This is a genomic window from Campylobacter sp. 10_1_50 (assembly GCF_000238755.1).
Taxonomy (GTDB): domain Bacteria; phylum Campylobacterota; class Campylobacteria; order Campylobacterales; family Campylobacteraceae; genus Campylobacter_A; species Campylobacter_A concisus_R.
Genome location: NZ_JH414887.1, coordinates 442,181 through 461,877, shown reverse-complemented (window position 1 = coordinate 461,877; position 19,697 = coordinate 442,181). Strand labels below are relative to the sequence as shown.

The 19,697-nt window shown below is 40.2% G+C and carries 20 protein-coding genes; 17 read left to right on the top strand and 3 right to left on the bottom strand.

The window, feature by feature from the left end:
- Window positions 1–4: 4 nt before the first annotated feature.
- The 11 genes from leuS to HMPREF1019_RS10275 all read left to right on the top strand — a co-directional run bounded on the left by leuS (window position 5) and on the right by HMPREF1019_RS10275 (window position 12,043).
- On the top strand, window positions 5–2,470 hold the full coding sequence (gene leuS, locus HMPREF1019_RS02280; RefSeq protein ID WP_009294061.1) for a leucine--tRNA ligase: 2,466 nt from the start codon (window positions 5–7) through the stop codon (window positions 2,468–2,470).
- Window positions 2,471–2,473: 3 nt separating this feature from the next.
- Window positions 2,474–3,013 (top strand): LPS assembly lipoprotein LptE, encoded by a 540-nt coding sequence (gene lptE, locus HMPREF1019_RS02275; RefSeq protein ID WP_009294060.1) that lies wholly within the window; start codon window positions 2,474–2,476, stop codon window positions 3,011–3,013.
- The gene (locus tag HMPREF1019_RS02270; RefSeq protein WP_009294059.1) at window positions 2,994–4,568 is read left to right on the top strand and encodes a GGDEF domain-containing protein; all 1,575 of its coding nucleotides are present in this window, start codon (window positions 2,994–2,996) and stop codon (window positions 4,566–4,568) included. Before lptE ends, HMPREF1019_RS02270 begins: the two co-directional genes overlap by 20 nt.
- Complete coding sequence (locus HMPREF1019_RS02265) at window positions 4,565–5,767, top strand: Mur ligase family protein (RefSeq protein WP_009294058.1); 1,203 nt, start codon at window positions 4,565–4,567, stop codon at window positions 5,765–5,767. The genes HMPREF1019_RS02270 and HMPREF1019_RS02265 overlap by 4 nt, the downstream gene beginning before the upstream one ends.
- Complete coding sequence (mfd, locus tag HMPREF1019_RS02260; RefSeq protein ID WP_009294057.1) at window positions 5,748–8,693, top strand: transcription-repair coupling factor; 2,946 nt, start codon at window positions 5,748–5,750, stop codon at window positions 8,691–8,693. Before HMPREF1019_RS02265 ends, mfd begins: the two co-directional genes overlap by 20 nt.
- Window positions 8,690–9,454 (top strand): ATP-binding protein, encoded by a 765-nt coding sequence (locus tag HMPREF1019_RS02255; protein WP_009294056.1) that lies wholly within the window; start codon window positions 8,690–8,692, stop codon window positions 9,452–9,454. The genes mfd and HMPREF1019_RS02255 overlap by 4 nt, the downstream gene beginning before the upstream one ends.
- Window positions 9,451–10,119, top strand: coding sequence for an endonuclease III domain-containing protein (locus tag HMPREF1019_RS02250; RefSeq protein ID WP_009294055.1), 669 nt, complete (start codon window positions 9,451–9,453; stop codon window positions 10,117–10,119). Before HMPREF1019_RS02255 ends, HMPREF1019_RS02250 begins: the two co-directional genes overlap by 4 nt.
- Before the next feature lie 93 nt (window positions 10,120–10,212).
- Window positions 10,213–11,118 carry a cysteine synthase A gene (gene cysK / locus HMPREF1019_RS02245; RefSeq protein ID WP_009294054.1) on the top strand — a complete coding sequence of 302 codons (906 nt, stop codon included), beginning with the start codon at window positions 10,213–10,215 and terminating at the stop codon, window positions 11,116–11,118.
- Window positions 11,119–11,120: 2 nt separating this feature from the next.
- Window positions 11,121–11,672 carry a serine O-acetyltransferase EpsC gene (gene epsC, locus HMPREF1019_RS02240; protein ID WP_009294053.1) on the top strand — a complete coding sequence of 184 codons (552 nt, stop codon included), beginning with the start codon at window positions 11,121–11,123 and terminating at the stop codon, window positions 11,670–11,672.
- Between the two features lie 31 nt (window positions 11,673–11,703).
- Window positions 11,704–11,898: a hypothetical protein gene (locus HMPREF1019_RS09950; protein ID WP_148400969.1), complete on the top strand. Its 195-nt coding sequence runs from the start codon at window positions 11,704–11,706 to the stop codon at window positions 11,896–11,898.
- 4 nt (window positions 11,899–11,902) lie between these two features.
- On the top strand, window positions 11,903–12,043 hold the full coding sequence (locus HMPREF1019_RS10275; RefSeq protein ID WP_232210155.1) for a hypothetical protein: 141 nt from the start codon (window positions 11,903–11,905) through the stop codon (window positions 12,041–12,043).
- Window positions 12,044–12,173: 130 nt separating this feature from the next.
- On the opposite strand, the gene HMPREF1019_RS02235 is transcribed toward HMPREF1019_RS10275, so the two are convergent.
- Entirely contained in the window at window positions 12,174–12,476 is a 303-nt protein-coding gene (locus tag HMPREF1019_RS02235) for a c-type cytochrome (RefSeq protein WP_009294052.1), read from the bottom strand.
- A 92-nt stretch (window positions 12,477–12,568) separates the two neighbouring features.
- Between HMPREF1019_RS02235 and gmhB the strand changes: the two genes are divergently transcribed.
- The 6 genes from gmhB to HMPREF1019_RS10500 all read left to right on the top strand — a co-directional run bounded on the left by gmhB (window position 12,569) and on the right by HMPREF1019_RS10500 (window position 16,785).
- Complete coding sequence (gene gmhB, locus HMPREF1019_RS02230) at window positions 12,569–13,084, top strand: D-glycero-beta-D-manno-heptose 1,7-bisphosphate 7-phosphatase (protein WP_009294051.1); 516 nt, start codon at window positions 12,569–12,571, stop codon at window positions 13,082–13,084.
- Entirely contained in the window at window positions 13,081–14,070 is a 990-nt protein-coding gene (rfaD, locus tag HMPREF1019_RS02225) for an ADP-glyceromanno-heptose 6-epimerase (protein ID WP_009294050.1), read from the top strand. The genes gmhB and rfaD overlap by 4 nt, the downstream gene beginning before the upstream one ends.
- On the top strand, window positions 14,063–15,481 hold the full coding sequence (gene rfaE1 / locus HMPREF1019_RS02220) for a D-glycero-beta-D-manno-heptose-7-phosphate kinase (RefSeq protein ID WP_009294049.1): 1,419 nt from the start codon (window positions 14,063–14,065) through the stop codon (window positions 15,479–15,481). The genes rfaD and rfaE1 overlap by 8 nt, the downstream gene beginning before the upstream one ends.
- A complete protein-coding gene (gmhA, locus tag HMPREF1019_RS02215) occupies window positions 15,456–16,025 on the top strand; it encodes a D-sedoheptulose 7-phosphate isomerase (protein ID WP_009294048.1) in 570 nt (189 codons plus the stop codon). Before rfaE1 ends, gmhA begins: the two co-directional genes overlap by 26 nt.
- A 1-nt stretch (window position 16,026) precedes the next feature.
- Complete coding sequence (locus HMPREF1019_RS02210; protein ID WP_009294047.1) at window positions 16,027–16,422, top strand: SseB family protein; 396 nt, start codon at window positions 16,027–16,029, stop codon at window positions 16,420–16,422.
- A gap of 234 nt (window positions 16,423–16,656) precedes the next feature.
- Window positions 16,657–16,785, top strand: coding sequence for a hypothetical protein (locus HMPREF1019_RS10500; protein WP_262359223.1), 129 nt, complete (start codon window positions 16,657–16,659; stop codon window positions 16,783–16,785).
- A gap of 611 nt (window positions 16,786–17,396) precedes the next feature.
- On the opposite strand, the gene tilS is transcribed toward HMPREF1019_RS10500, so the two are convergent.
- Window positions 17,397–18,389 (bottom strand): tRNA lysidine(34) synthetase TilS, encoded by a 993-nt coding sequence (tilS, locus tag HMPREF1019_RS02205; RefSeq protein WP_009294046.1) that lies wholly within the window; start codon window positions 18,387–18,389, stop codon window positions 17,397–17,399.
- A complete protein-coding gene (rimO, locus tag HMPREF1019_RS02200; RefSeq protein WP_009294045.1) occupies window positions 18,386–19,696 on the bottom strand; it encodes a 30S ribosomal protein S12 methylthiotransferase RimO in 1,311 nt (436 codons plus the stop codon). Before rimO ends, tilS begins: the two co-directional genes overlap by 4 nt.
- Window position 19,697: the final 1 nt, after the last annotated feature.

Sequence of the window (19,697 nt, the reverse complement as noted above, 5' to 3'; positions counted from 1 at the left end):
AAAAATGGCTGAGAAGAGAAAATATGAGCCTTTAAAGATAGAAAAAAAGTGGCAAGAAATTTGGGATAAAAATGAAGAATTTGAACCAAAAGATGATCTAAGCTTGCCAAAAAAATATATCCTAAGTATGTTTCCATATCCAAGCGGACGCATACATATGGGACATGTAAGAAACTACTCTATCGGCGATGCACTGGCTAGATCATATAGAAAAAGCGGCTACAACGTGCTTCATCCTATCGGATTTGATAGCTTTGGTATGCCAGCTGAAAACGCAGCCATAAAACATAAAATTCACCCTAAAATTTGGACTTACGAAAACATCGACTATATGAAAAAGGAGCTTGCAAGCCTTGGCTTTTCGTTTTCTAAAAAGAGAATTTTAGCCACATCTGACCCGCTTTATACAAAGTGGGAGCAAAGCTTTTTTATAAAGATGTTTGAAAAAGGGCTTGTTTATAGAAAAAATGCCATCGTAAACTGGTGTGAGTACGATCAAACTGTGCTTGCAAACGAGCAGGTTGAAGATGGAAAATGCTGGAGATGCGGTAATGATGTTGTGCAAAAAGAGCTTCCAGGATACTACTTCAACATCACAAAATACGCTAGCGAGCTACTTGAAGATCTAAAACTTCTTGAGGGCAAATGGCCAAATCAAGTCATCACAATGCAAGAAAACTGGATCGGCAGAAGCTACGGCTTAGAGTTTAAATTTAGCCTTGATGAGGCTTCAAAAGTGACTTTGGGCGGTAAATTTGATGGTTTTGAGGTATTTACAACAAGACCTGATACGATTTATGGTGTTAGCTATACAGCCCTTGCGCCAGAGCATCCTATCGTAAAAGCACTGCTTGAAAGTGATAAATTTGATGAAAGCAAGAAGGCAAAGATAAAAGCAATACTTAATCAAAGTACAAGAGAGCGTCAAGCAAGCGATAAAGATGGAGAATTTTTAGGAATTTATGTCGTTCATCCACTCACTAATGAAAAGGTCCCAGTTTGGGTTGCAAATTTCATCCTAGCTGACTATGGCAGTGGCGCTATCATGGCTGTTCCTGCGCATGATCAAAGAGACTTCGAGTTTGCAAGTAAATTTAATCTACCTATAAAACCAGTCGTAAAGCCACTTGAGGGTGAGAGTGACGGCTCTAAAGCGTATTCAGAATACGGAGTTGCTATAAATTCTGAGCTGATAAATGGCCTTAGCTCAGAGGATGCCAAAAGCTTTATAATAGAGAAATTTGAAAAAGATGGTCTTGGCAAAAGGATCACAAACTACAAACTAAGAGACTGGGGAATTTCTCGCCAAAGATACTGGGGTGCGCCGATACCTGTCGTGCACTGCAAATGCTGCGGCGTAGTGCCAGAAAAAGAGGAAAATTTACCTATCGCACTGCCTGAAGATGTCAAGATCACAGGCGAGGGCAACCCACTTGATAAACATCCAACTTGGAAATTTACAAAGTGTCCAAAATGCGGCCAAGACGCGATCAGAGAGACTGATACGATGGATACATTCGTAGAGAGTAGCTGGTATTTTGCTAGATTTGCAAGTGATGAGAAGAGTTGGGAGCAAAAAGCACTTGATGAAAAGAGCGTAAATTATTGGATGAATGTAGATCAGTACATCGGCGGTATCGAGCATGCGATATTGCACCTTTTATACGCTAGATTTTTCCAAAAGGTCTTAAGAGACCTTGGCTATCTAAGAGATGATGAGCCGTTTGAAAATTTACTAACTCAAGGCATGGTCTTAAAAGATGGCAAAAAGATGAGTAAAAGCAAGGGCAACGTCGTAGATCCTGATGATATCATAAATAGATACGGCGCTGATACGGCAAGGCTTTTTATCCTTTTTGCTGCTCCTCCTCAAAAAGAGCTCGAGTGGAACGACAGCGCAGTTGAGGGTGCATTTAGGTTTTTAAATAGGCTTTGGGAAAAAGCACAAACTATCAAAAAGATAGATAAATTGCCTGAGATAGATCATGAAAGCTTAAATAAAGATGAGAAATTTGCAAGGCTAAAAATTTATGAAGCGCTTAAAAAATCAACCGAGGTTTTTGGCGATACATTTGCTTTTAACACGCTAATCGCTGCTTGTATGGAGGCGCTAAACGCTATAAATGCGCAGGATAATGACGATGTAAATGCTGAGGGCTTTTTCATCATCTTAAATTTACTAGAGCCTATCGTGCCGCATATCGCAAATGAGCTTAGCGAAGAGCTTTTTGGCAGAAAAAATTTTACAAAGATAGCTGTAAAAGAAGAAGTCTTTGTAAAAGATAGCATCGCTCTTGCAGTTACAGTTAATGGCAAAAAAAGGGCTGAGTTTGAGGTAGCAGCGAGTGAGAGTGAGAGTGAAATTTTAAAACAAGCTAAGCAAAATGTGGCTAAGTGGCTTGAGGGAAAAGAAATTTTAAAAGAGATTTATATAAAAGGCAAATTAGTAAATTTTGTCATTAAAGGATAAATTTTGAGATATTTTTTAGCGTTTTTTATTGCTATATTTATCTGCGGATGTGGCTATAAACCAGTTTCAAAGATCTTGCAGGATTTGGTTGGAGATAGAGTTTATGTTGATGTTATCATCAGCAAAGAAGAGCCAAAAAATAGTGTCTGGATAAAAGACGCCGTAAAAGAGGGTATGGTCGCAAGGCTGCATAAATCACTATCAAGCAAAGATAGCGCTGATACTTCGATAATTGTCTCAGTGCAAAATTTGACCTATGAAGCGATAATCTATGATGAATACGGCTATATCACATCGTATAAAGCTTTTTTAATTCTAAATTATAAAACCAAATTTAAAGACGGTCGTGTCGTAGATATACCTGCTACTGGCGAGTATGATTTTAGTGTGGCAAGACGTCAAAAAGATGTAAGATTTGCCGATAGTGTTCTTAGCGATACTCAAAAGTATGAAGCTATAAAAGAGGCTTCAAAAGAGGCATTTGATGAGTACATCGCAAATTTAGCTGTAAAAGGATATAAGAATGGCAGCAGTAACCGTTAGTCAAATAGTCAAGGAAGCCTTGAGCGAGATAAAAGATCGCCATTTGATGCTAACGCCAGAAAATTACACCGAAGTTTATAATGAAATTTCTAAAAAATATGGCTTTACTACCGAAGAGAGCAAAAAGATAGAAAAATATATCTCAAGGCTTGGTGATGACTATAAAGCGCAAGCTATAAGCCTTCATATAAAAACGGTCGATGAGTTTGTAGCTTTTATGACCGCTAGGCTCTCTCACGGTGCTAAAAATGGCATAGCACAAGTGGTCGATGATAAAAAGTTAAAGTCACTAAATGCCTTTGCAAGAAGAATCCTCCAAGCCATCTCTATGCTTCATAACAAAGACGCAAAGGCTCTAGCAGAGCAGGGCATGCAGCTACTTGCCAGAAGATATGATGAGAAAAATCTTGAAGATATGTGCCTTAAATGGTTTGACTTCGTAAGCTCCTACGACACTGAATTTTTGGACTTCTTAAAATATTATGGCGTGAGAGACTTTGACGATCTAAAGACTATGAGCGCTGAGCTTGAGAAATTCTTATCTCAAAAAAATGGAAGCGCAGAAGAAAATGCTCTAGCTGAGCTTTTAAATTTTGCCCTTGAGCCTTCTATTACAAAGGAGCTTGGCGAAGAGCTTAGCACCATTAGAAGCGTTTTAAAGCAAAATCCACAAAGTCTAAATAGCAAAGAATTTCAAGATAAGATAAAGGGTTTTGTTGATCGCAGGATCGAAGAAGATAGAACTGAGATTATTGAAAAGGTTGGCTCATTAAATAATATCTTACAAAACATAGGCGAGAGGATCTCAGACATCGCAGCTAGCTCTCAAAGTAACTCTGTAAAAGTTCAAAATATCAAAAATGATCTTAAAAATGTAAACCTAAATACAAATAGTATTGAACATATAAAGAATATGCTTATAGAGATAGCTGGTGCGCTTGAGATAGAGAGTAAGGAGCTTGGTCTTGAGATGAATAGTAAGCAGACTACCATCTTAGAGCTTCAAAACAGAGTTGCAAGTTTAGAAAAAGAGCTTGAAGCTGCAAAACTTGAGAGTAGAGAAGATTTTTTAACAAAAGTGGCTACAAAAAGAGCTTTGATGAGAGAAATTCAGTGTATTGAAGAGGCTTATAAACGCTACGGCACAGACTATTCTATCTGCTTTGTTGATATTGATTTCTTTAAAAAGATAAACGACACCTACGGACACGAAGCTGGCGACGTGATCCTTTCAGCAGTGGCTCAGGTGCTTAAGAAAAATGCTAGAAAGGTTGATTTTGTCGGTAGATATGGCGGCGAGGAATTTGTCATTTTGCTACCAAGTACGAGCTTAAAAGATGGTGTTAGATTTGGCGAGAAGCTAAGAAGTATGATAGAAAATTTCAAATTTATCTATAAAAACGAGCGCATCAAAGTTACCATTAGCTCTGGTGTGGCGACAAGAAGTGCAAATTTAAGCGATACTATGACGCTTGAGGGCGCTGACAAGATGCTCTATCTTTCAAAAGAGGGCGGCAGAAACCAAGTCATGCCAAAGATAATCGAGGAAAAATGAGCCTAGCGAAATTTCTTGACGGCAAGCCACTTTACTACAAAGAGATCGACTATGGCAGGATCATAAGGGCTTATGATACGATCAAAGGCCATCTAAAGCCTTTTAAGATAATCCACATCATCGGCACAAATGGCAAAGGTAGCACAGGCCGCTTTTTAGCGCAAATTTTAAGCCAAAATGGCGCGAAAGTAGGCCACTACACGAGCCCACATATATTTAAATTTAACGAGCGATTTTGGCTAAATGGCGAGGTCGCTAGCGATGAAATTTTAGAGAGAGCTCACAAGCGTTTGCAAGCTCTTTTAAGTGATGAATACAAGATAAAAACGAGCTATTTTGAGTATATGACGCTGCTTTCTGCGGTGCTTTTTGAGGGTTGCGACTACTTTGTCTGCGAGGCTGGCATGGGTGGCGTGCTGGATGCGACAAATGTCTTTGAAAAAGAGCTAAGCATCTTTACTCCGATCGGCTTTGACCACACTGCGATATTAGGCAACAGCTTAGAAGAAATTTCACGCACGAAATTTGAAGCCATGGGCAAAAGAGCTATTTTAAATGATGAGATGAACGAGATAAGTGTGGCTATCGCAAAAGAGATCGCAAGCGAGAAGAGTGCAACTCTGAGCTTTCCAAGAGAAATTTTAACCAAAGAAAATTTAAACGAGATCGCAAACTACGCAGATAAATTTAACCTACCAGAGTTTTTGCGCTCAAATTTAACTCTAGCCTACGCCGCAGCTAAAATTTTAGATAGTAGCATAGATATCAAAAAGCTTGGCGCTTTATCGCTTCGAGGCAGATGTGAAAAGATCGCTTCAAATTTATATGTTGATGTCGGTCACAACGAGCTTGGCGCAAAGGCTGTGGCTAAGAAATTTAGCCAAGAAGAGTTTAGCGGCAAGAAGCTAACACTAATTTATAACTCGTTTTTAGATAAAGACTTCAAGGCGGTTTTGGCAGCTCTAAAGCCAGTCATTGATGGCGTGCTACTTTATCACTACCACTGCGAGGGCAGGGAGCTTGGCGGAGAGCTCATAAACAAAGCGCTAAACGAGCTCGAAATTTCTCATAGAGAGTTTGAGCCAAGTGATATGAACGATATAAAAGAGGCAAAAAACGGCAAAATTTACCTAGCATTTGGCTCGTTTCACTTGACCGAAGCCTTTTTAAAAGAGTACTATGCAAGCAAAGGTCTATGAGTATCTTTTAACACACGCCCTACAAATTCTCATCTGCGAAGATGACAAAGAAGCGGCACTCTGCGCTGATGCGGCTAGTTTTGCTGGCTTTAGCGCATTTAAACTACCTGATTTTAGAGCTAAAAAGGGCGATGATCTAAGAAGCTTTAACGAAGAGCTTTTTGAAATTTCATCCGTTCTTAGCAAATACTATAAATTTGATGGTAAAAAGATCATCATAAGCCCATTTAGCACGCTTTTAAACCCACTTCCAACGCAAAAAAACTTAGAAAGCTCAACGATCAAGTTAAAAGATAATCTAAATTTAAGCGAATTTGCCGACTTGCTCATACGATTTGGCTACGAGTGCGTCGATATCGTTGAGAGCGTTGGCGAGTTTAGCATACGCGGCGAAGTGATTGACATTTATGGCGTAAATATGGACGATCCTGTTAGAATTTTACTCTTTGGCGATGAGGTGGAGAGTATCAGAAACTACAACACCGCCACGCAAATTAGCAACAAAAATGAGCTAAGCGAAGCCGAGATCGTGCCGTTTATCGCAAATCTTAGCAAAGATGAGTTTGAAAAAGTGAGCCAAAAGATCGAGGATATGCAAAGCGACGCTTTGGTGAGCGATCTAAATTCGCTTGGATTTTGGGCGATAGATAGCTTTAGCGACTACTTGAAAGAATTTGACTCAAAGCTTGTTAAAAAGATCGATTTTGAAATTTATGATGTGGCTGAGGAGAAATTTAAGGGCATTGAAATTTTGCCTGAGCCAAAGGTCTATAAAGACTTAGAAGTTACTTTAAATTTTGACTTTTTTGAGCTAAATAAGAGCAAAAGTATAACCGTTCTTTCAAGAAATGAAGGGCTTTTTAAGGGCTATGAGCTTGATGGTTTTGCCAACGTAAAGCTTGAAATTTCGCCCCTTGTAGTAAATTTAATCTCAAACGACAAGATCGTAGTCTCTTTAAATAAATTTGAGAAAAAAAGGCGAGTTAAGCGCTCAAGTCTCGTGGTCGATGAGCTAAAAGTAAATGACTATGTCGTGCATGAAGATTATGGTATAGGCAGATTTTTGGGGCTTGAAAAGATCAAGGTTTTGGGCGCGACGAAGGAATTTGTAGTAATTGCTTACCAAAATGATGACAAGCTTCTTTTGCCGGTTGAGCATCTAAATTTGATAGATCGCTATATCGCTCAAAATGGCTCTATGGCGGTGCTTGATCGCTTAGGTAAGGCAAATTTTGCCAAGATAAAAGAGAAGGTTAGAGAAAAACTCTTCGCGATCGCCTCAAAGATCGTAGCGATGGCGGCAAAAAGGGAGTTAATCGCAGGCAAAATTTTACAAAAAGAGGACATCTCTTATCTAAATTTCGTCCAGGACGCTGGCTTTTCATACACGAGTGATCAGCAAAAGGCGGTAAATGATATAAAAGATGAGCTAAAAAGCGGCAAGGTGATGGATAGGCTGCTTAGCGGAGATGTTGGTTTTGGCAAGACTGAAGTTGCGATGAATGCTATATTTACCTGCATAAAATCAGGCTTTAGCGCGCTTTTCTTCGTACCAACGACGCTTCTTAGCTCGCAGCACTACAAGACGCTAAGCCAGAGATTTAGCAAATTTGGCATAAAGGTCTTTAGGCTGGATCGCTTCTCAAGTGCTAAAGAAAAATCAAGCTTGCAAAAAGCACTAAAAGAAAATGAGCCCATAGTTTGCGTGGGTACGCATGCGCTTCTTGGTGTAAAGGCTGAAAATTTAGGGCTTATCGTGGTTGATGAAGAGCATAAATTTGGTGTTAAACAAAAAGAACAGCTAAAAGAAATTTCTCAAAACTCACACATCTTAAGCATGAGCGCCACGCCGATACCAAGAAGCCTAAATATGGCGCTTAGCAAGATAAAAACATATAGTATTTTAGCCACTCCGCCAAGCTCGAGGCTAGATGTGAGGACAAGCGTGAGAGAGTGGGACGAAAAGGTCGTCAAAGAGGCTATCATGCGTGAGCTAAGACGCGGTGGGCAGACCTTTTACATCCACAACCACATCGCAGACATCGAGCAGACGGCAAATGAGCTAAGAAAAATTTTGCCAAAGCTTAGAATTTTGATACTTCACTCAAAGATAAATGCAAAAGTCGCTGAAGATGAGATGATGAAATTTGAGCGGGGCGAGTATGACCTACTACTTTGCACCAGCATCGTTGAAAGCGGTATCCACCTGCCAAATGCAAACACTATAATCGTAGAAAATGCTAATAAATTTGGCATGGCTGACTTGCATCAGCTGCGTGGTCGCGTGGGTAGAAGTGATAAGCAGGCTTATTGCTACTTTTTGGTTGAGGATAAAGATGCCATTAGCAAAGACGCTCTAAAACGCCTAGTGGCACTTGAGGGCAACTCATTTTTGGGCGCTGGCTCAGTGCTAGCCTATCACGATCTTGAGATAAGGGGTGGTGGCAACATCATCGGCGAGGCGCAAAGCGGCCACATCGAGGCTATCGGCTACTCGCTATATCTAAAGATGCTAGAAGATGAGATAAATAAGCTTCTTAATCAAGACTCCGCAAAGCTAGACAAGATCGATCTAAAGCTTAGTGTGAGCGCCTTTTTAAATCAAGAATTTATAAGAGAAGATAGACTAAGGCTTGAAATTTACAGGCGCCTTAGCAAGTGTAAAGAGGTCGCTGAAGTCTATGAAATACAAAGCGAGCTTGAGGATAGATTTGGCAAGATAGATACATTTACAAAGCAGTTTTTAGACCTTATCATCATTAAAATTTTAGCTCTAAAAGCTGGTATAAAGACGATTTCAAACAGCGAACAAAATATACTAATAACAAAAAATGATGACGAGAAGATCAGGCTAAAGTCACGTAGCAAGGACGATGACGATGTTTTGGCTGAAATTTTGGTCTATCTAAGAAAGGATAAGAAATGATAGATTGGGGTATGAAGTACGCAGCGATTTATAAGAGCACAAAAGGGATGTTAAAACCGGTTGAGGATATCGATTTTGTCGATATCGACTCACTTTATGGACTAGAGAAACAAAAAGAAATTTTGCTAAAAAATACTAGAAATTTTATAGCTGGCGACGAGGCAAATCACGTGCTTCTTTGGGGTGAGAGAGGATGTGGCAAGTCAAGCCTTGTAAGGGCTGTTTTTACTAAATTTTATAAAGAGGGACTTCGCATCATCGAGATCGGCTGCGAGGATTTAAAATACCTTGGCGACATCATCGATGAGATCAGAAAGAGCGAGTTTAAATTTATCATTTTCTGCGACGATCTAAGCTTTGAAAATGGCAGCAATGAGTATAAATTTCTAAAACCTATCATGGATGGCTCTATCCAAAAACCGCCTAAAAACGTCCTTTTATACGCCACATCAAATCGCCGCCACCTAATAAGCGAGTTTAAAAGCGAAAATGAAAACTCAGAGCTAATAGACGGAGAAATCCACTACAGCGACGCCACTCAGGAGAAAATTTCTCTCTCAGACCGCTTTGGTCTTTGGGTCAGCTTTTATCAAGGCAACTACGACGAGTATCTAAAAATGGTTGATTTTTATTTTAAAGACTACACTGGCAACAAAGACGAGCTTCACACGCTTGCTAAAAATTTCGCCACTCTTAGGGCTAGCAGAAGTGGCAGGACTGCAAAGCAGTTTTATCTAACATTTAAAGAAAATTTAAAATGAGATCAACTGATCTATTTTTAGCTCTGCTAAATCACAAAAGTAGAAATTTAGACGAGCTAAAATGGCCAGGCGAGGGCACTTTTGAGGTTATTTTGGGTGCTATTTTAGTGCAAAATACCAACTGGAAAAATGTAGAAAAAGCTCTAAATAATCTAAAAAATGCCAGCAAAGATAGCTTGCAAGGCATTTGCGCGCTTGAAAACAGCGAGCTTGCCACGCTCATAAAGCCAAGTGGCTTTTACAACACAAAGGCAAAACGGCTAAAGACGCTTTGCCTAGCTATAAAAAATGAATTTGAGAGCTTTGAAAATTTCAAAGAAAACGTAGGCCGCGAGTGGCTCATAAGCGTAAGAGGCGTTGGTGCTGAGACTTGCGATGCGATACTTGCTTATGCTTGTGGTAAGCCTTATATGATCGTTGATGCTTATGCACTTAGGATAATGGCATATTTTGACTACATTTTTGAGAGCTACGACGAGGCGGCTGAGTGGTTTAGCTCGCTTGATTATGATGAAATTTACAAATTTCTTGATAGCGAGAAATTTGACGAGAGTGAGGTTTTAAAGCTCTATCATGCACTCATTTTGGAGTTTTGCAAAGAGAATTTCAAAGGCAAAATTTTAAGCCAAAGCGGACAAGAGGTGCTTGATAGCATTAAAAACTAAATTTTTATTTTAAATTTAGCGCAAATTAGGACTTTTTATGTTTTATTTTAAATTCTATGCTAAATTTACGTAAAATTTATATTAGGAGAGGCAATGATATACGACAATATCGTTAAAACGATCGGTAATACACCTATCGTAAAGATAAAAACAGGTGCTGACGAGGCTGAAATTTACGTAAAATTAGAGTTTTTTAACCCAGGCGGCTCTGTAAAAGATAGGATCGCATTTAATATGATCACTAAAATGCTAGCTGATGGCACGCTAAAACATGGCGACACTATCGTCGAGCCAACAAGCGGAAATACAGGTATCGGCGTAGCTATGTGCGGTGCTGCACTTGGCTTTAAAGTGATCCTTTGCATGCCTGAGAGCATGAGTATCGAAAGACGCAAGATCGTTGCAGCTTATGGCGCTCATCTTGAGCTAACTCCTGCAGCTGGCGGTATGAAAGCAGCGATCGCAAGGGCTACTGAGCTAGCTTCTCAGCCAAACCACGTAATGCTAAGCCAGTTTGAAAACAAGTATAACCCACAAGCTCACGAGCTAACAACAGCTGCTGAGATCGTGGCTGATTTTAGCAAGCTTGATGCCTTTGTAGCAGGTGTTGGTACAGGTGGCACGATAAGCGGCGTGGCAAAGGTTCTAAAAGAAAAAGGCTATGACACTAAGATCATCGCAGTAGAGCCTGAAGCATCACCAGTTTTAAGTGGCGGCAACCCAGGACCACATAAAATTCAAGGCATCGGAGCTGGATTTTTACCAAATACAATGGATATGAGCCTAGTTAGCGAAGTAGAAAAAGTAAGCAACGATGACGCACTAAACGCAGCTAGAGCGATCGCAAAGAGCGATGGCTTGATGATAGGCATAAGTGGCGGTGCTTCTTACGTGGCTGCAAAAAGAGTGGCTAAAAGACTTGGCGCTGGCAAAAAAGTGCTTTTCATAGCTCCAGATAACGGCGAGAGATACCTAAGTACAGAGCTTTACGGAGCGTAAATATGTGGGAGAGTCTAAAAGAGCTAGTTCAAACCGTCCGTGAAAAAGACCCATCGGTGCATAGTTGTTGCTTTTTGGCGATACTTATAAACACTCCTGGTATCCATGCGGTTTTGTTTCACAAAATTTCTCATTTTTTATATGAAAAAAAGTGGTTTTTTCTAGCTAGACTCATCTCACAAATCGCAAGATTTCTAACAGGCATCGAGATCCACCCGGGAGCGAAGATTGGTAGGAGATTTTTCATAGATCACGGCATGGGCGTGGTTATCGGCGAGACGGCTGAGGTCGGTGATGATGTGATGATGTATCATCAAGTGACACTTGGCGGCACTGGCAAAGAGTGTGGCAAGCGCCATCCAACCATTAAAAATGGCGTGACTATCGCCGCTGGCTCAAAGATACTTGGTGCCATAACGATCGGTGAAAATGCTAAGATCGGTGCAAACTCGGTCGTGCTAAAAAATGTCCCAGCAAACGCAACTGTCGTTGGCATACCAGCAAGAGTTGTCAGGGTAAATGGGACAAAATTTGAACCAGAATTTATCATTTAAAATTTAAATTTACTCCAACTGCACCATAAAAATGCAAATTTTTGACACGGCAAATTTACTATCCACTATGCTGCCAGCGTTTTTTAATTTTGCGCTACCTATTATAGTATTTGTCATTTTGATAAATTTAATGGCGAAATTTATAAGACGAAAACTGCGCCAAAAATCTTACGTAAAATTTAACCAAAGAAATATAGCTGATACGTTTAACGCAAACTTTTACTGAGAGCATGGCTTATGAAAAAAGAGTGCCGATAAAAGAAGATGTCTATTGCGACTTTTATATACCAAAAGGCAAGGTCTATGTTGAATTTTGGGGATATGAAGATGATGAGGCGTATCTAGAAAGAGCAAAAGATAGAGCTTTATAAAAAATATGGTCTAAATTTAATAGAGATAGATAACGACAAAATCGGTAATTTAGACGATCATCTGCCAAAAGAGCTTTTGAAATTTGGTGTGAGTTTAAATTTGTAGAAAAAGGGGCGAGCGCCCCTGTGATTATTTTAAAGTTTGGATGTATTCAGCTACTGCTTTTGCATCTTCATCGCTCATTGGAGTAGCGATAGGTTTCATCATAGCACCAAGACCAAATTTATTTGCTCCTGTTTTGTAGCCTTTTAGAGCTGCTTCGATAGCTGCTGCATCAAGTGATGTTAAAGCTGGAACTTTGTTATTGAAAACTTTTTCAGCTTTAGCGCCATGACAGGCAACGCATTTTTTATAGATAGTAGCGCCATCTGCAGCGAAAGCAGCAGTTGAAAGTAGTGCTGCAACACTTGAAACGATTAGTAGTTTTTTCATTTGTCATCCTTTTTAAAAAACGTGCCAGCATTATAATACAAAAATGTAAATTTGCAAGGAGCGGGTTAAAATATTTTGGCTATAATCACCAAATGATAAAAGAAACAGCCAACAAAGCACTTTTTTTAGACCGAGACGGCGTCATAAATGAAGACGCTGGATATGTTTGCGAGATCAAAGACTTTAAATTTATTGATGGCATTTTTGATGCGCTAAGAGAATTTGCTAAGGCTGGCTACAAGCTCTTTGTCGTGACAAATCAATCAGGCATTGGCAGGGGCTACTACACGCAGGAGCAGTTTGACGCTCTAAATAAATTTATGCTTGAAAGCTTTAAAAAAGAGCAGATTTTTATCACCAAAGTCTACTTTTGCCCGCACGCTCCAGAGCAAAAATGCACCTGCAGAAAACCAAATCCAAAAATGATACTTGATGCTTGCAAAGAGTTTGACATAGACCTTGAAAACTCGCTAATGATAGGCGATAAGCCAAGCGACGTCGAGGCTGGCAAAAGGGCTGGTGTGGGCAGAAATTTCTTGCTTGATGGCATAAATTTTAAAGATGTAAGAGATGTTTTAAATAAGCTAAAAAAGGAAAAATCACTATGAATTTAAACGGAAAAAAGATAGTTATAACTGGCGGCGCTGGCTTTATCGGCTCAGCTTTGGCGCACTATTTTGATGAAAACTATAAATACGCTCACGTGCTTGTCGTGGATAAATTTAGAAACGACAAGACATTTAGCAACGGCAATCTAAAAAGCTTTGGTCATTTTAAAAATTTACTTGGTTTTAAGGGTGAAATTTACACTGGCGACATCAACGACCCTGGCACGCTTGAGAAGATAAAAAACTTTCGTCCAGACGTCATCTACCACGAAGCAGCGATCTCTGACACCACTGTAAAAGAGCAAGATGAGCTAATAAAAACAAATGTAAATGCCTTTGTAAATTTGCTTGATATCTGCGAGAGTTTGGGCGCAAAGATGATCTACGCTAGCTCAGGGGCGACTTACGGCAACGCAAAGAGCCCACAAACAGTTGGCGAGTGCGAAGCGCCAAATAACGTCTATGGCTTTAGTAAACTAAGTATGGATAATATCAATAAAATTTACGCAAAGCGCGGCGTGAGCGTGGTTGGACTGAGGTATTTTAACGTCTTTGGCAAGGGCGAGTTTTTCAAAAACAAAACTGCCTCGATGGTGCTTCAGTTTGGACTTCAAATTTTAGCTGGCAAGACCCCAAGGCTCTTTGAGGGCAGCGACCAGATCAAACGTGACTTTGTCTATATAAAAGATATCATTGACGCAAATATAAAAGCGCTTGACGCGCCAAGTGGCGTCTATAACGCAGCTACTGGCAAGGCTAGAAGCTTTCAAGATATCGCTGACATCTTGCAGCGTGAGATCGGCGTAAATTTAGGCAACGAATATATCAAAAACCCATTTATCGGCTCATATCAATTTCACACAGAGGCCGACGTAGCCCCAGCTCGCGAGGCATTTGGCTTTAGCGCGACTTGGAGCTTAGAAGAGGCGATAAAAGACTACTTGCCAGAGATAAAGAGAATTTATAAGGAAGAGATAAATGGCTAAGAGAGTTAAAATTTTAGTAGTCGGTGATCTCATGCTAGACCACTATATCTGGGGCAGCTGCGAGCGCATCTCGCCTGAAGCGCCAGTGCAAGTTGTAAAGATAAATAACGAAACCTACACGCTTGGTGGCGCTGGTAATGTGGTGAGAAATTTACTCTCTCTTGGCGCAAATGTGAGCGTGGCTAGCGTCTTAGGTGATGATGAGGCTGGCAAAAAGATAAAAGAGAAGCTTGCTGAGCTAAATGTAAAAGATGAGCTCATCCTTACTGAAAAAGGGCGTGAAAGCTCGATAAAAAGCCGCATCATGGCATCACACCAGCAAGTTGTCAGGATCGATAAAGAGAGCGTTGTCAAGATAAATTTAGAAGATGAGCTCGTCTTAAAGGTCAAAGAAAATCTTGCAAATTTCAAGGCCGTCTTGCTAAGTGACTACGGCAAAGGTGTGCTTAGCGAGAAGGTCTGCCAAGAGATCATAAACGAGTGCGTGAGGCTAAAAATACCAGTTCTAATAGATCCAAAAGGCAGCGACTACTCAAAGTATAAAAACGCAACCCTTCTAACGCCAAATAAAAAAGAGGCGAGTGAGGCTACAAATTTAAAGATAAAAGACAAGGCCGAGCTTGAAAAGGCGATAAAACAGCTAAAAGACGAGCTAAATTTGACCTATTCGATCATCACGATCTCAGAAGAGGGTATCGCGCTATATGATGACAGGCTGCACATCTTTGCTGCAAAAGCAAAAGAGGTCTTTGATGTCACTGGCGCTGGAGATACGGTGCTAGCTACACTTGGCTATATGCTAGCAAACGGGGCTGATATAAAAGAGGCGATAAAGATAGCAAACCTCGCAGCAGCCGTCGTCGTGGCAAAGATAGGCAGCGCAACGGCTAGCTTTAGCGAGATCGAGCAGCTGCTAAATAGCTCATTTGGGGCAAATTTCGAGCACAAGCTTAAAAGTATTGAGGAGCTAGAAGAAATTTTGAGCCAAAAGGGCAAGAAAAAGGTCGTTTTCACAAACGGCTGCTTTGATATCTTACACGCTGGACACGTAAAATACCTAGCGCGAGCAAGGGAGCTTGGCGATCTTTTGGTCGTTGGGCTAAATTCGGACGCTTCAGTTAAGAGGCTAAAAGGCGAGGCTAGGCCTATAAACTCACAAGATGATAGAGCCTGCGTGCTAAGCGGGCTTGGATTTGTCGATTATGTCGTGATATTTGATGAAGATACGCCTTTAAATTTAATAACAAAGATAAAGCCAGACGTGCTTGTAAAAGGGGCTGATTACAAGGGCAAAGAGGTCGTTGGCAGCCAGATCGTAAAAGAGGTCAGGCTGATTGACTTTGTCGAGGGCAAAAGCACAACAGGGATAATAAAAAGGATAAAAGATGCTAAAAACAATGATAAAAAATGAGCTTGAGGCTCACCAAAAGACCTTTAGCGAGCATGTAAATTTGCTAGGTAGCCTAGAGCGCGCTTGCCAGATGGTAGCTGATACGCTAAAAAATGGCAAAAAGGTGCTGATATGCGGTAACGGCGGCTCTGCGGCGGACGCACAGCACTTTGCAGCCGAGCTAACTGGCAGATATAAAAGCGAGCGCCAGCCACTACCTGGCATCGCGCTAACTACCGATACTTCGGCACTTACGGCCATTGGTAACGACTACGGCTTTGACTACGTTTTCTCACGCCAGTTTGAGGCCTTAGCTCGCTCTGGCGACTTGCTCGTGGTGATCTCAACGAGTGGCAACAGCAAAAATGTCCTTGAGGCCATAAAAAGTGCCAAGAAAATGGGCGTATCAGTGCTTGGACTTAGTGGCAAAGGTGGTGGTGCTATGAATGAAGGATGTGATATAAATTTAGTCGTTAGCTCAAGCGATACTGCAAGAATTCAAGAGTCGCACATATTTTTTATACACACGATCTGCCAGGCCGTAGACGAGGCTTTTAGGGACTAAAATGCAAGAAGCGATGGATAAATTTTTAAGTGATCCTAGCGAGAAAAATGAGATAAATTTGATATCGGCTTTAAAAAAGGCTACTTTTTTTGCTCCGGTGCTTTTAAACCAAGCGCTCGCAAAGCCTGATGGTGGCGTCGTTTATGAGGAGGAGGGCTCAAATATCAAATTTATTCTGCTTGAAGATGAGGGCGAGAAGCTTAGCTATTTTCCGGCATTTACTAGCAAAGAGGCGATGAAGCTTTGGCGAAACGACAGCGAACAAGAGAGCATTGAGATAGGGCTAAAAGAGTATCTTGCGATGCTAAAAGAGAGCAGTTATGCTGGCGTCGTGGTGGATGCTTTTAGCTATGACTTTGTGCTAAAAAGAGAGCTTATAGAGAAAATCCTCGCCTAGTGCGTAATAAAATTTATAAAATTTTACGCATTATTTTATGCAAACGGCTTTGATGAGGTAGATTTTGAGTTGCTGTTCTATTTAAATTTGTTTTATGGGCTAGCTTTTTGTTATGTTCGACGCTTTTTTATAATTTTGGCTTTTTGGACGCGTTTATTAAATTTGATTTCATATATCTTTGTTATTGGTAACAAAATTAAATTTGATATACGATTTTAAAGCTACAAGACCGCTATGAATTTTAAATTTAAGTCTGAAGACTGGCTGCTATCCTACAACAAAGATATGTGGATAAATTTAGAGTTTTTACTTGAAAAATTTACATCGCAGATTAGTTTTTGGGCTGTTTTAAAACAGCTGTGAAGTTAAATTTACTAGATGATGCTTTAAATTTGGCTCTTGATAGATTAAATTTGACTTTTAGCATAGAAAATTTGCAGGTTTAGTGCCACATTTGCCAAGGTTGAAGCGGACATTTGCCTGAAAACCTGAGTAAATTTGCTACCTAAGGCTTTAAAATTGACTTATTAGATCAAATTTGTAGCTAAATTTAGGCCCCAAAAATAGTTGCAAGAAACTAAAAATAAATAAATCTACCGATAGAAATTTTAAATTTTGCAGCTTAATACTTTAGTGTGAGGATCGTAAGGGTAAAATTTACTGGTTGAGCTTTAAAATTTGCTCTTTTGTGGGTCAAATTTGTAGCTTTTATACTCTAAATTTAAATGCAAAAGCAGTTTATGTTAGAGAAAAATAGCCAAAACTAAACTTGCAGTTTTTCTCTAAAATACCAATGTTAGTGGGTGCTCTAGTTTAGGGTTGGAGTAAAATTTAGTTTTAAATTTGACCTTTGTAGATCAAATTTGCAGATAGAAATTTAAATTTTTGCAGACTTGTTAAGATTGTTGCAGAAAATTTGGCGATAAAAAGTTTAAATTAGCCTTTAGTAGATCAAATTTAGAGCCTAAAACACTCTATTTGCTAAAAAATTTAGAAAGATTTTCTATTTGAACGCCGTTTGCAAATAAATAGCCTCTATTTATCGCTGGGAGCTTTAAAATTCTAGCTTTTTCTTTAAATATTTTTGGCATTACGGCTTTGCAAAATGGCGTCACCAAAACAAATTCATCAGCGTAGCCAATGGCGATCTTGCCACTTAGCACTACACTTGTTTGCTTTGCTAAATTTGCACTTAGCTCATATTTTTGAGCCTTGCTTAAAAGCACATTTAGCTCTTTTGCCGCCATATCAACGCCCCGAACGACGTTACTATCATTTTTTATAATGAAAATTTCATCATTCATTTTTGTGATATTTGGCAGCAGGTTTTGCCTATCAGTCTCTAAAAACTCAAAGCTTTTCTTCACGCCGCCAAAATACTCGTCCAAAAACGGCTCGCTAAAATTTAGCCTCACGAAGCTTCTTTTAAGCTTGCCTTCTAAATTTGTCTCATCGACAAAGTAGCGCAAACCTCGCTCGTCAAGGTAGTTTTGAAGCTCTTTTTTGCGTAAATTTAAAAGTGGTCTAACCAGCCAAAAGTGCTCTCTTCTCTCAAGCTCACTCATGCCAAAGAGCTCTTTTAACCCAGCGCCCTTGCCAAGCTGCATCAAAAACCACTCAAATTTATCGTCAAACTGATGAGCTAAGATCAAATTTTCATAGCCATATTTTTGGCAAATTTCACCAAAAAACTCATACCTCGCCTCGCGCGCGTTTTTTTCAAAATTTGACTTACCTAAATTTACGCTTTTTATGTAGATCTTTTTGCCAAATTTGCTGGCAAGCTCTTTGGCGCTTTCAACTTCAAATTTACTCTGCTCTCTAACGTTGTGATCGACTATGGCTAGATCAAATTTGACCCCAGCCTCTTGCAAAATGTAAAAAAGTGCGGTGCTATCGATGCCGTGCGAGAAGGCAAGCAGGTTTGCGCCAGCGCTTAGCCTACCAAGCACATTTTGGCTTATCATTTTGCTTTTTTGATGATGGTGGCGACAAGCTTTTGATCAACCACGTCGCTGACCTCACAAAGGTAGAGCGAGCCGATCTCAAGCTCTTTTACGTCGCTTTCATTGATCAAAATTTCGCCGTCTATATCTTTGTCCCAGATATCTTTTTTGGCAGCGTAAAACATCTCGCCCTCGCTGCTTTCACCCTCAAGCGATGCGTAAATTTGCTTGCCAAGCTCTTTTTGCAAACTCTCATTTATCGCTTTTTTGGTGATCTTTTCTATCTTGCTTAGCCTTTTTGAGATGATTTTTGCTGGGATTTGCTCCATTTCAAAAGAGGCTGTGTCCTCTTCTTTTGAGTAGGCAAAGGCGGAAATTCTATCAAATTTAAACTCTTCTAAAAACTCGCAAAGCTCTTCAAAATCCTCCTCGCTCTCGCCTGGATGTCCCACGATGACACCAGTTCGCAAGAATGAATTCTCGGCATTTCTCATCAATTTTAAAAACTCTTTTATCTTTTTAGCGCCACTTCCACGCTTCATTATCTTTAGCATATTTTCGCTGATGTGCTGGATGGGCATGTCAAAGTAGTTGTGAAAGATAGGCGAAGCGATGATGCGCGAAATGAGCTCCTTGCTGGTCGTGCTTGGGTAGAGGTAAAGTATCCTAGCACTCCTTACGCCTTCTATCTTTTCTATCTCGTCTATTAAATTTATTAGCCCATCGCTAACGCCATGATCGCGCATGTATGAGCTTGAGTCTTGGGATAAAAAGCTAAAGTCGTAGTAGCCTTTTTTGACTAGATTTTTGACCTCATTTACGATGTTCTCAAGCGAGCGTGATTTTAGCTTGCCCTTAAATGTCGGTATCGCGCAAAAGCTGCATTTTTGGTTACAGCCCTCTGAAATTTTGATGTAGGCGTGGTAGTTTGAGCCAGTTATCACGCGCTCTTCGTTTGCTTGCAGATAAGTTTGCGGGCTAAATAAATTTTGCTTTTTTAAGATGATCTCATCGATCTTGTCATAATCAGCCACGCCGGTAAAGAGATCGACTTCAGGTAGTTCTTTTATTAGCTCATCTTTGTAGCGCTGCATAAGACAGCCAGTCACTACCAGCAAAGAGCCATCTTTGCGGGCTTCGTGCATCTCAAGTATGGTTTGGATGCTCTCCTCTTTGGCGGATTTGATAAAGCCGCAGGTATTTACGATGATGACGTCTGCGTCGCTGATATCGTCCGTGATATCGTAGTTTTGCAAGCGCCCAAGCATGATCTCTGAATCAACTAAATTTTTATTACAACCAAGCGAGATTAGATGAAGTTTTGGCATT

What these genes read in the sequence shown, in the direction of transcription:
- HMPREF1019_RS02250 (WP_009294055.1), top strand. Translation starts at nt 9,451, where the DNA reads ATGAGATCAACTGATCTATTTTTAGCTCTGCTAAATCACAAAAGTAGA.
- gmhA (WP_009294048.1), top strand. Translation starts at nt 15,456, where the DNA reads ATGCTAAAAACAATGATAAAAAATGAGCTTGAGGCTCACCAAAAGACC.
- cysK (WP_009294054.1), top strand. Translation starts at nt 10,213, where the DNA reads ATGATATACGACAATATCGTTAAAACGATCGGTAATACACCTATCGTA.
- HMPREF1019_RS02235 (WP_009294052.1), bottom strand. Translation starts at nt 12,476, where the DNA reads ATGAAAAAACTACTAATCGTTTCAAGTGTTGCAGCACTACTTTCAACT.
- rfaD (WP_009294050.1), top strand. Translation starts at nt 13,081, where the DNA reads ATGAATTTAAACGGAAAAAAGATAGTTATAACTGGCGGCGCTGGCTTT.
- mfd (WP_009294057.1), top strand. Translation starts at nt 5,748, where the DNA reads ATGCAAGCAAAGGTCTATGAGTATCTTTTAACACACGCCCTACAAATT.
- HMPREF1019_RS09950 (WP_148400969.1), top strand. Translation starts at nt 11,704, where the DNA reads ATGCAAATTTTTGACACGGCAAATTTACTATCCACTATGCTGCCAGCG.
- rimO (WP_009294045.1), bottom strand. Translation starts at nt 19,696, where the DNA reads ATGCCAAAACTTCATCTAATCTCGCTTGGTTGTAATAAAAATTTAGTT.
- HMPREF1019_RS10500 (WP_262359223.1), top strand. Translation starts at nt 16,657, where the DNA reads ATGAATTTTAAATTTAAGTCTGAAGACTGGCTGCTATCCTACAACAAA.
- gmhB (WP_009294051.1), top strand. Translation starts at nt 12,569, where the DNA reads ATGATAAAAGAAACAGCCAACAAAGCACTTTTTTTAGACCGAGACGGC.
- leuS (WP_009294061.1), top strand. Translation starts at nt 5, where the DNA reads ATGGCTGAGAAGAGAAAATATGAGCCTTTAAAGATAGAAAAAAAGTGG.
- HMPREF1019_RS02270 (WP_009294059.1), top strand. Translation starts at nt 2,994, where the DNA reads ATGGCAGCAGTAACCGTTAGTCAAATAGTCAAGGAAGCCTTGAGCGAG.
- HMPREF1019_RS02265 (WP_009294058.1), top strand. Translation starts at nt 4,565, where the DNA reads ATGAGCCTAGCGAAATTTCTTGACGGCAAGCCACTTTACTACAAAGAG.
- HMPREF1019_RS10275 (WP_232210155.1), top strand. Translation starts at nt 11,903, where the DNA reads ATGGCTTATGAAAAAAGAGTGCCGATAAAAGAAGATGTCTATTGCGAC.
- HMPREF1019_RS02255 (WP_009294056.1), top strand. Translation starts at nt 8,690, where the DNA reads ATGATAGATTGGGGTATGAAGTACGCAGCGATTTATAAGAGCACAAAA.
- HMPREF1019_RS02210 (WP_009294047.1), top strand. Translation starts at nt 16,027, where the DNA reads ATGCAAGAAGCGATGGATAAATTTTTAAGTGATCCTAGCGAGAAAAAT.
- tilS (WP_009294046.1), bottom strand. Translation starts at nt 18,389, where the DNA reads ATGATAAGCCAAAATGTGCTTGGTAGGCTAAGCGCTGGCGCAAACCTG.
- epsC (WP_009294053.1), top strand. Translation starts at nt 11,121, where the DNA reads ATGTGGGAGAGTCTAAAAGAGCTAGTTCAAACCGTCCGTGAAAAAGAC.
- rfaE1 (WP_009294049.1), top strand. Translation starts at nt 14,063, where the DNA reads ATGGCTAAGAGAGTTAAAATTTTAGTAGTCGGTGATCTCATGCTAGAC.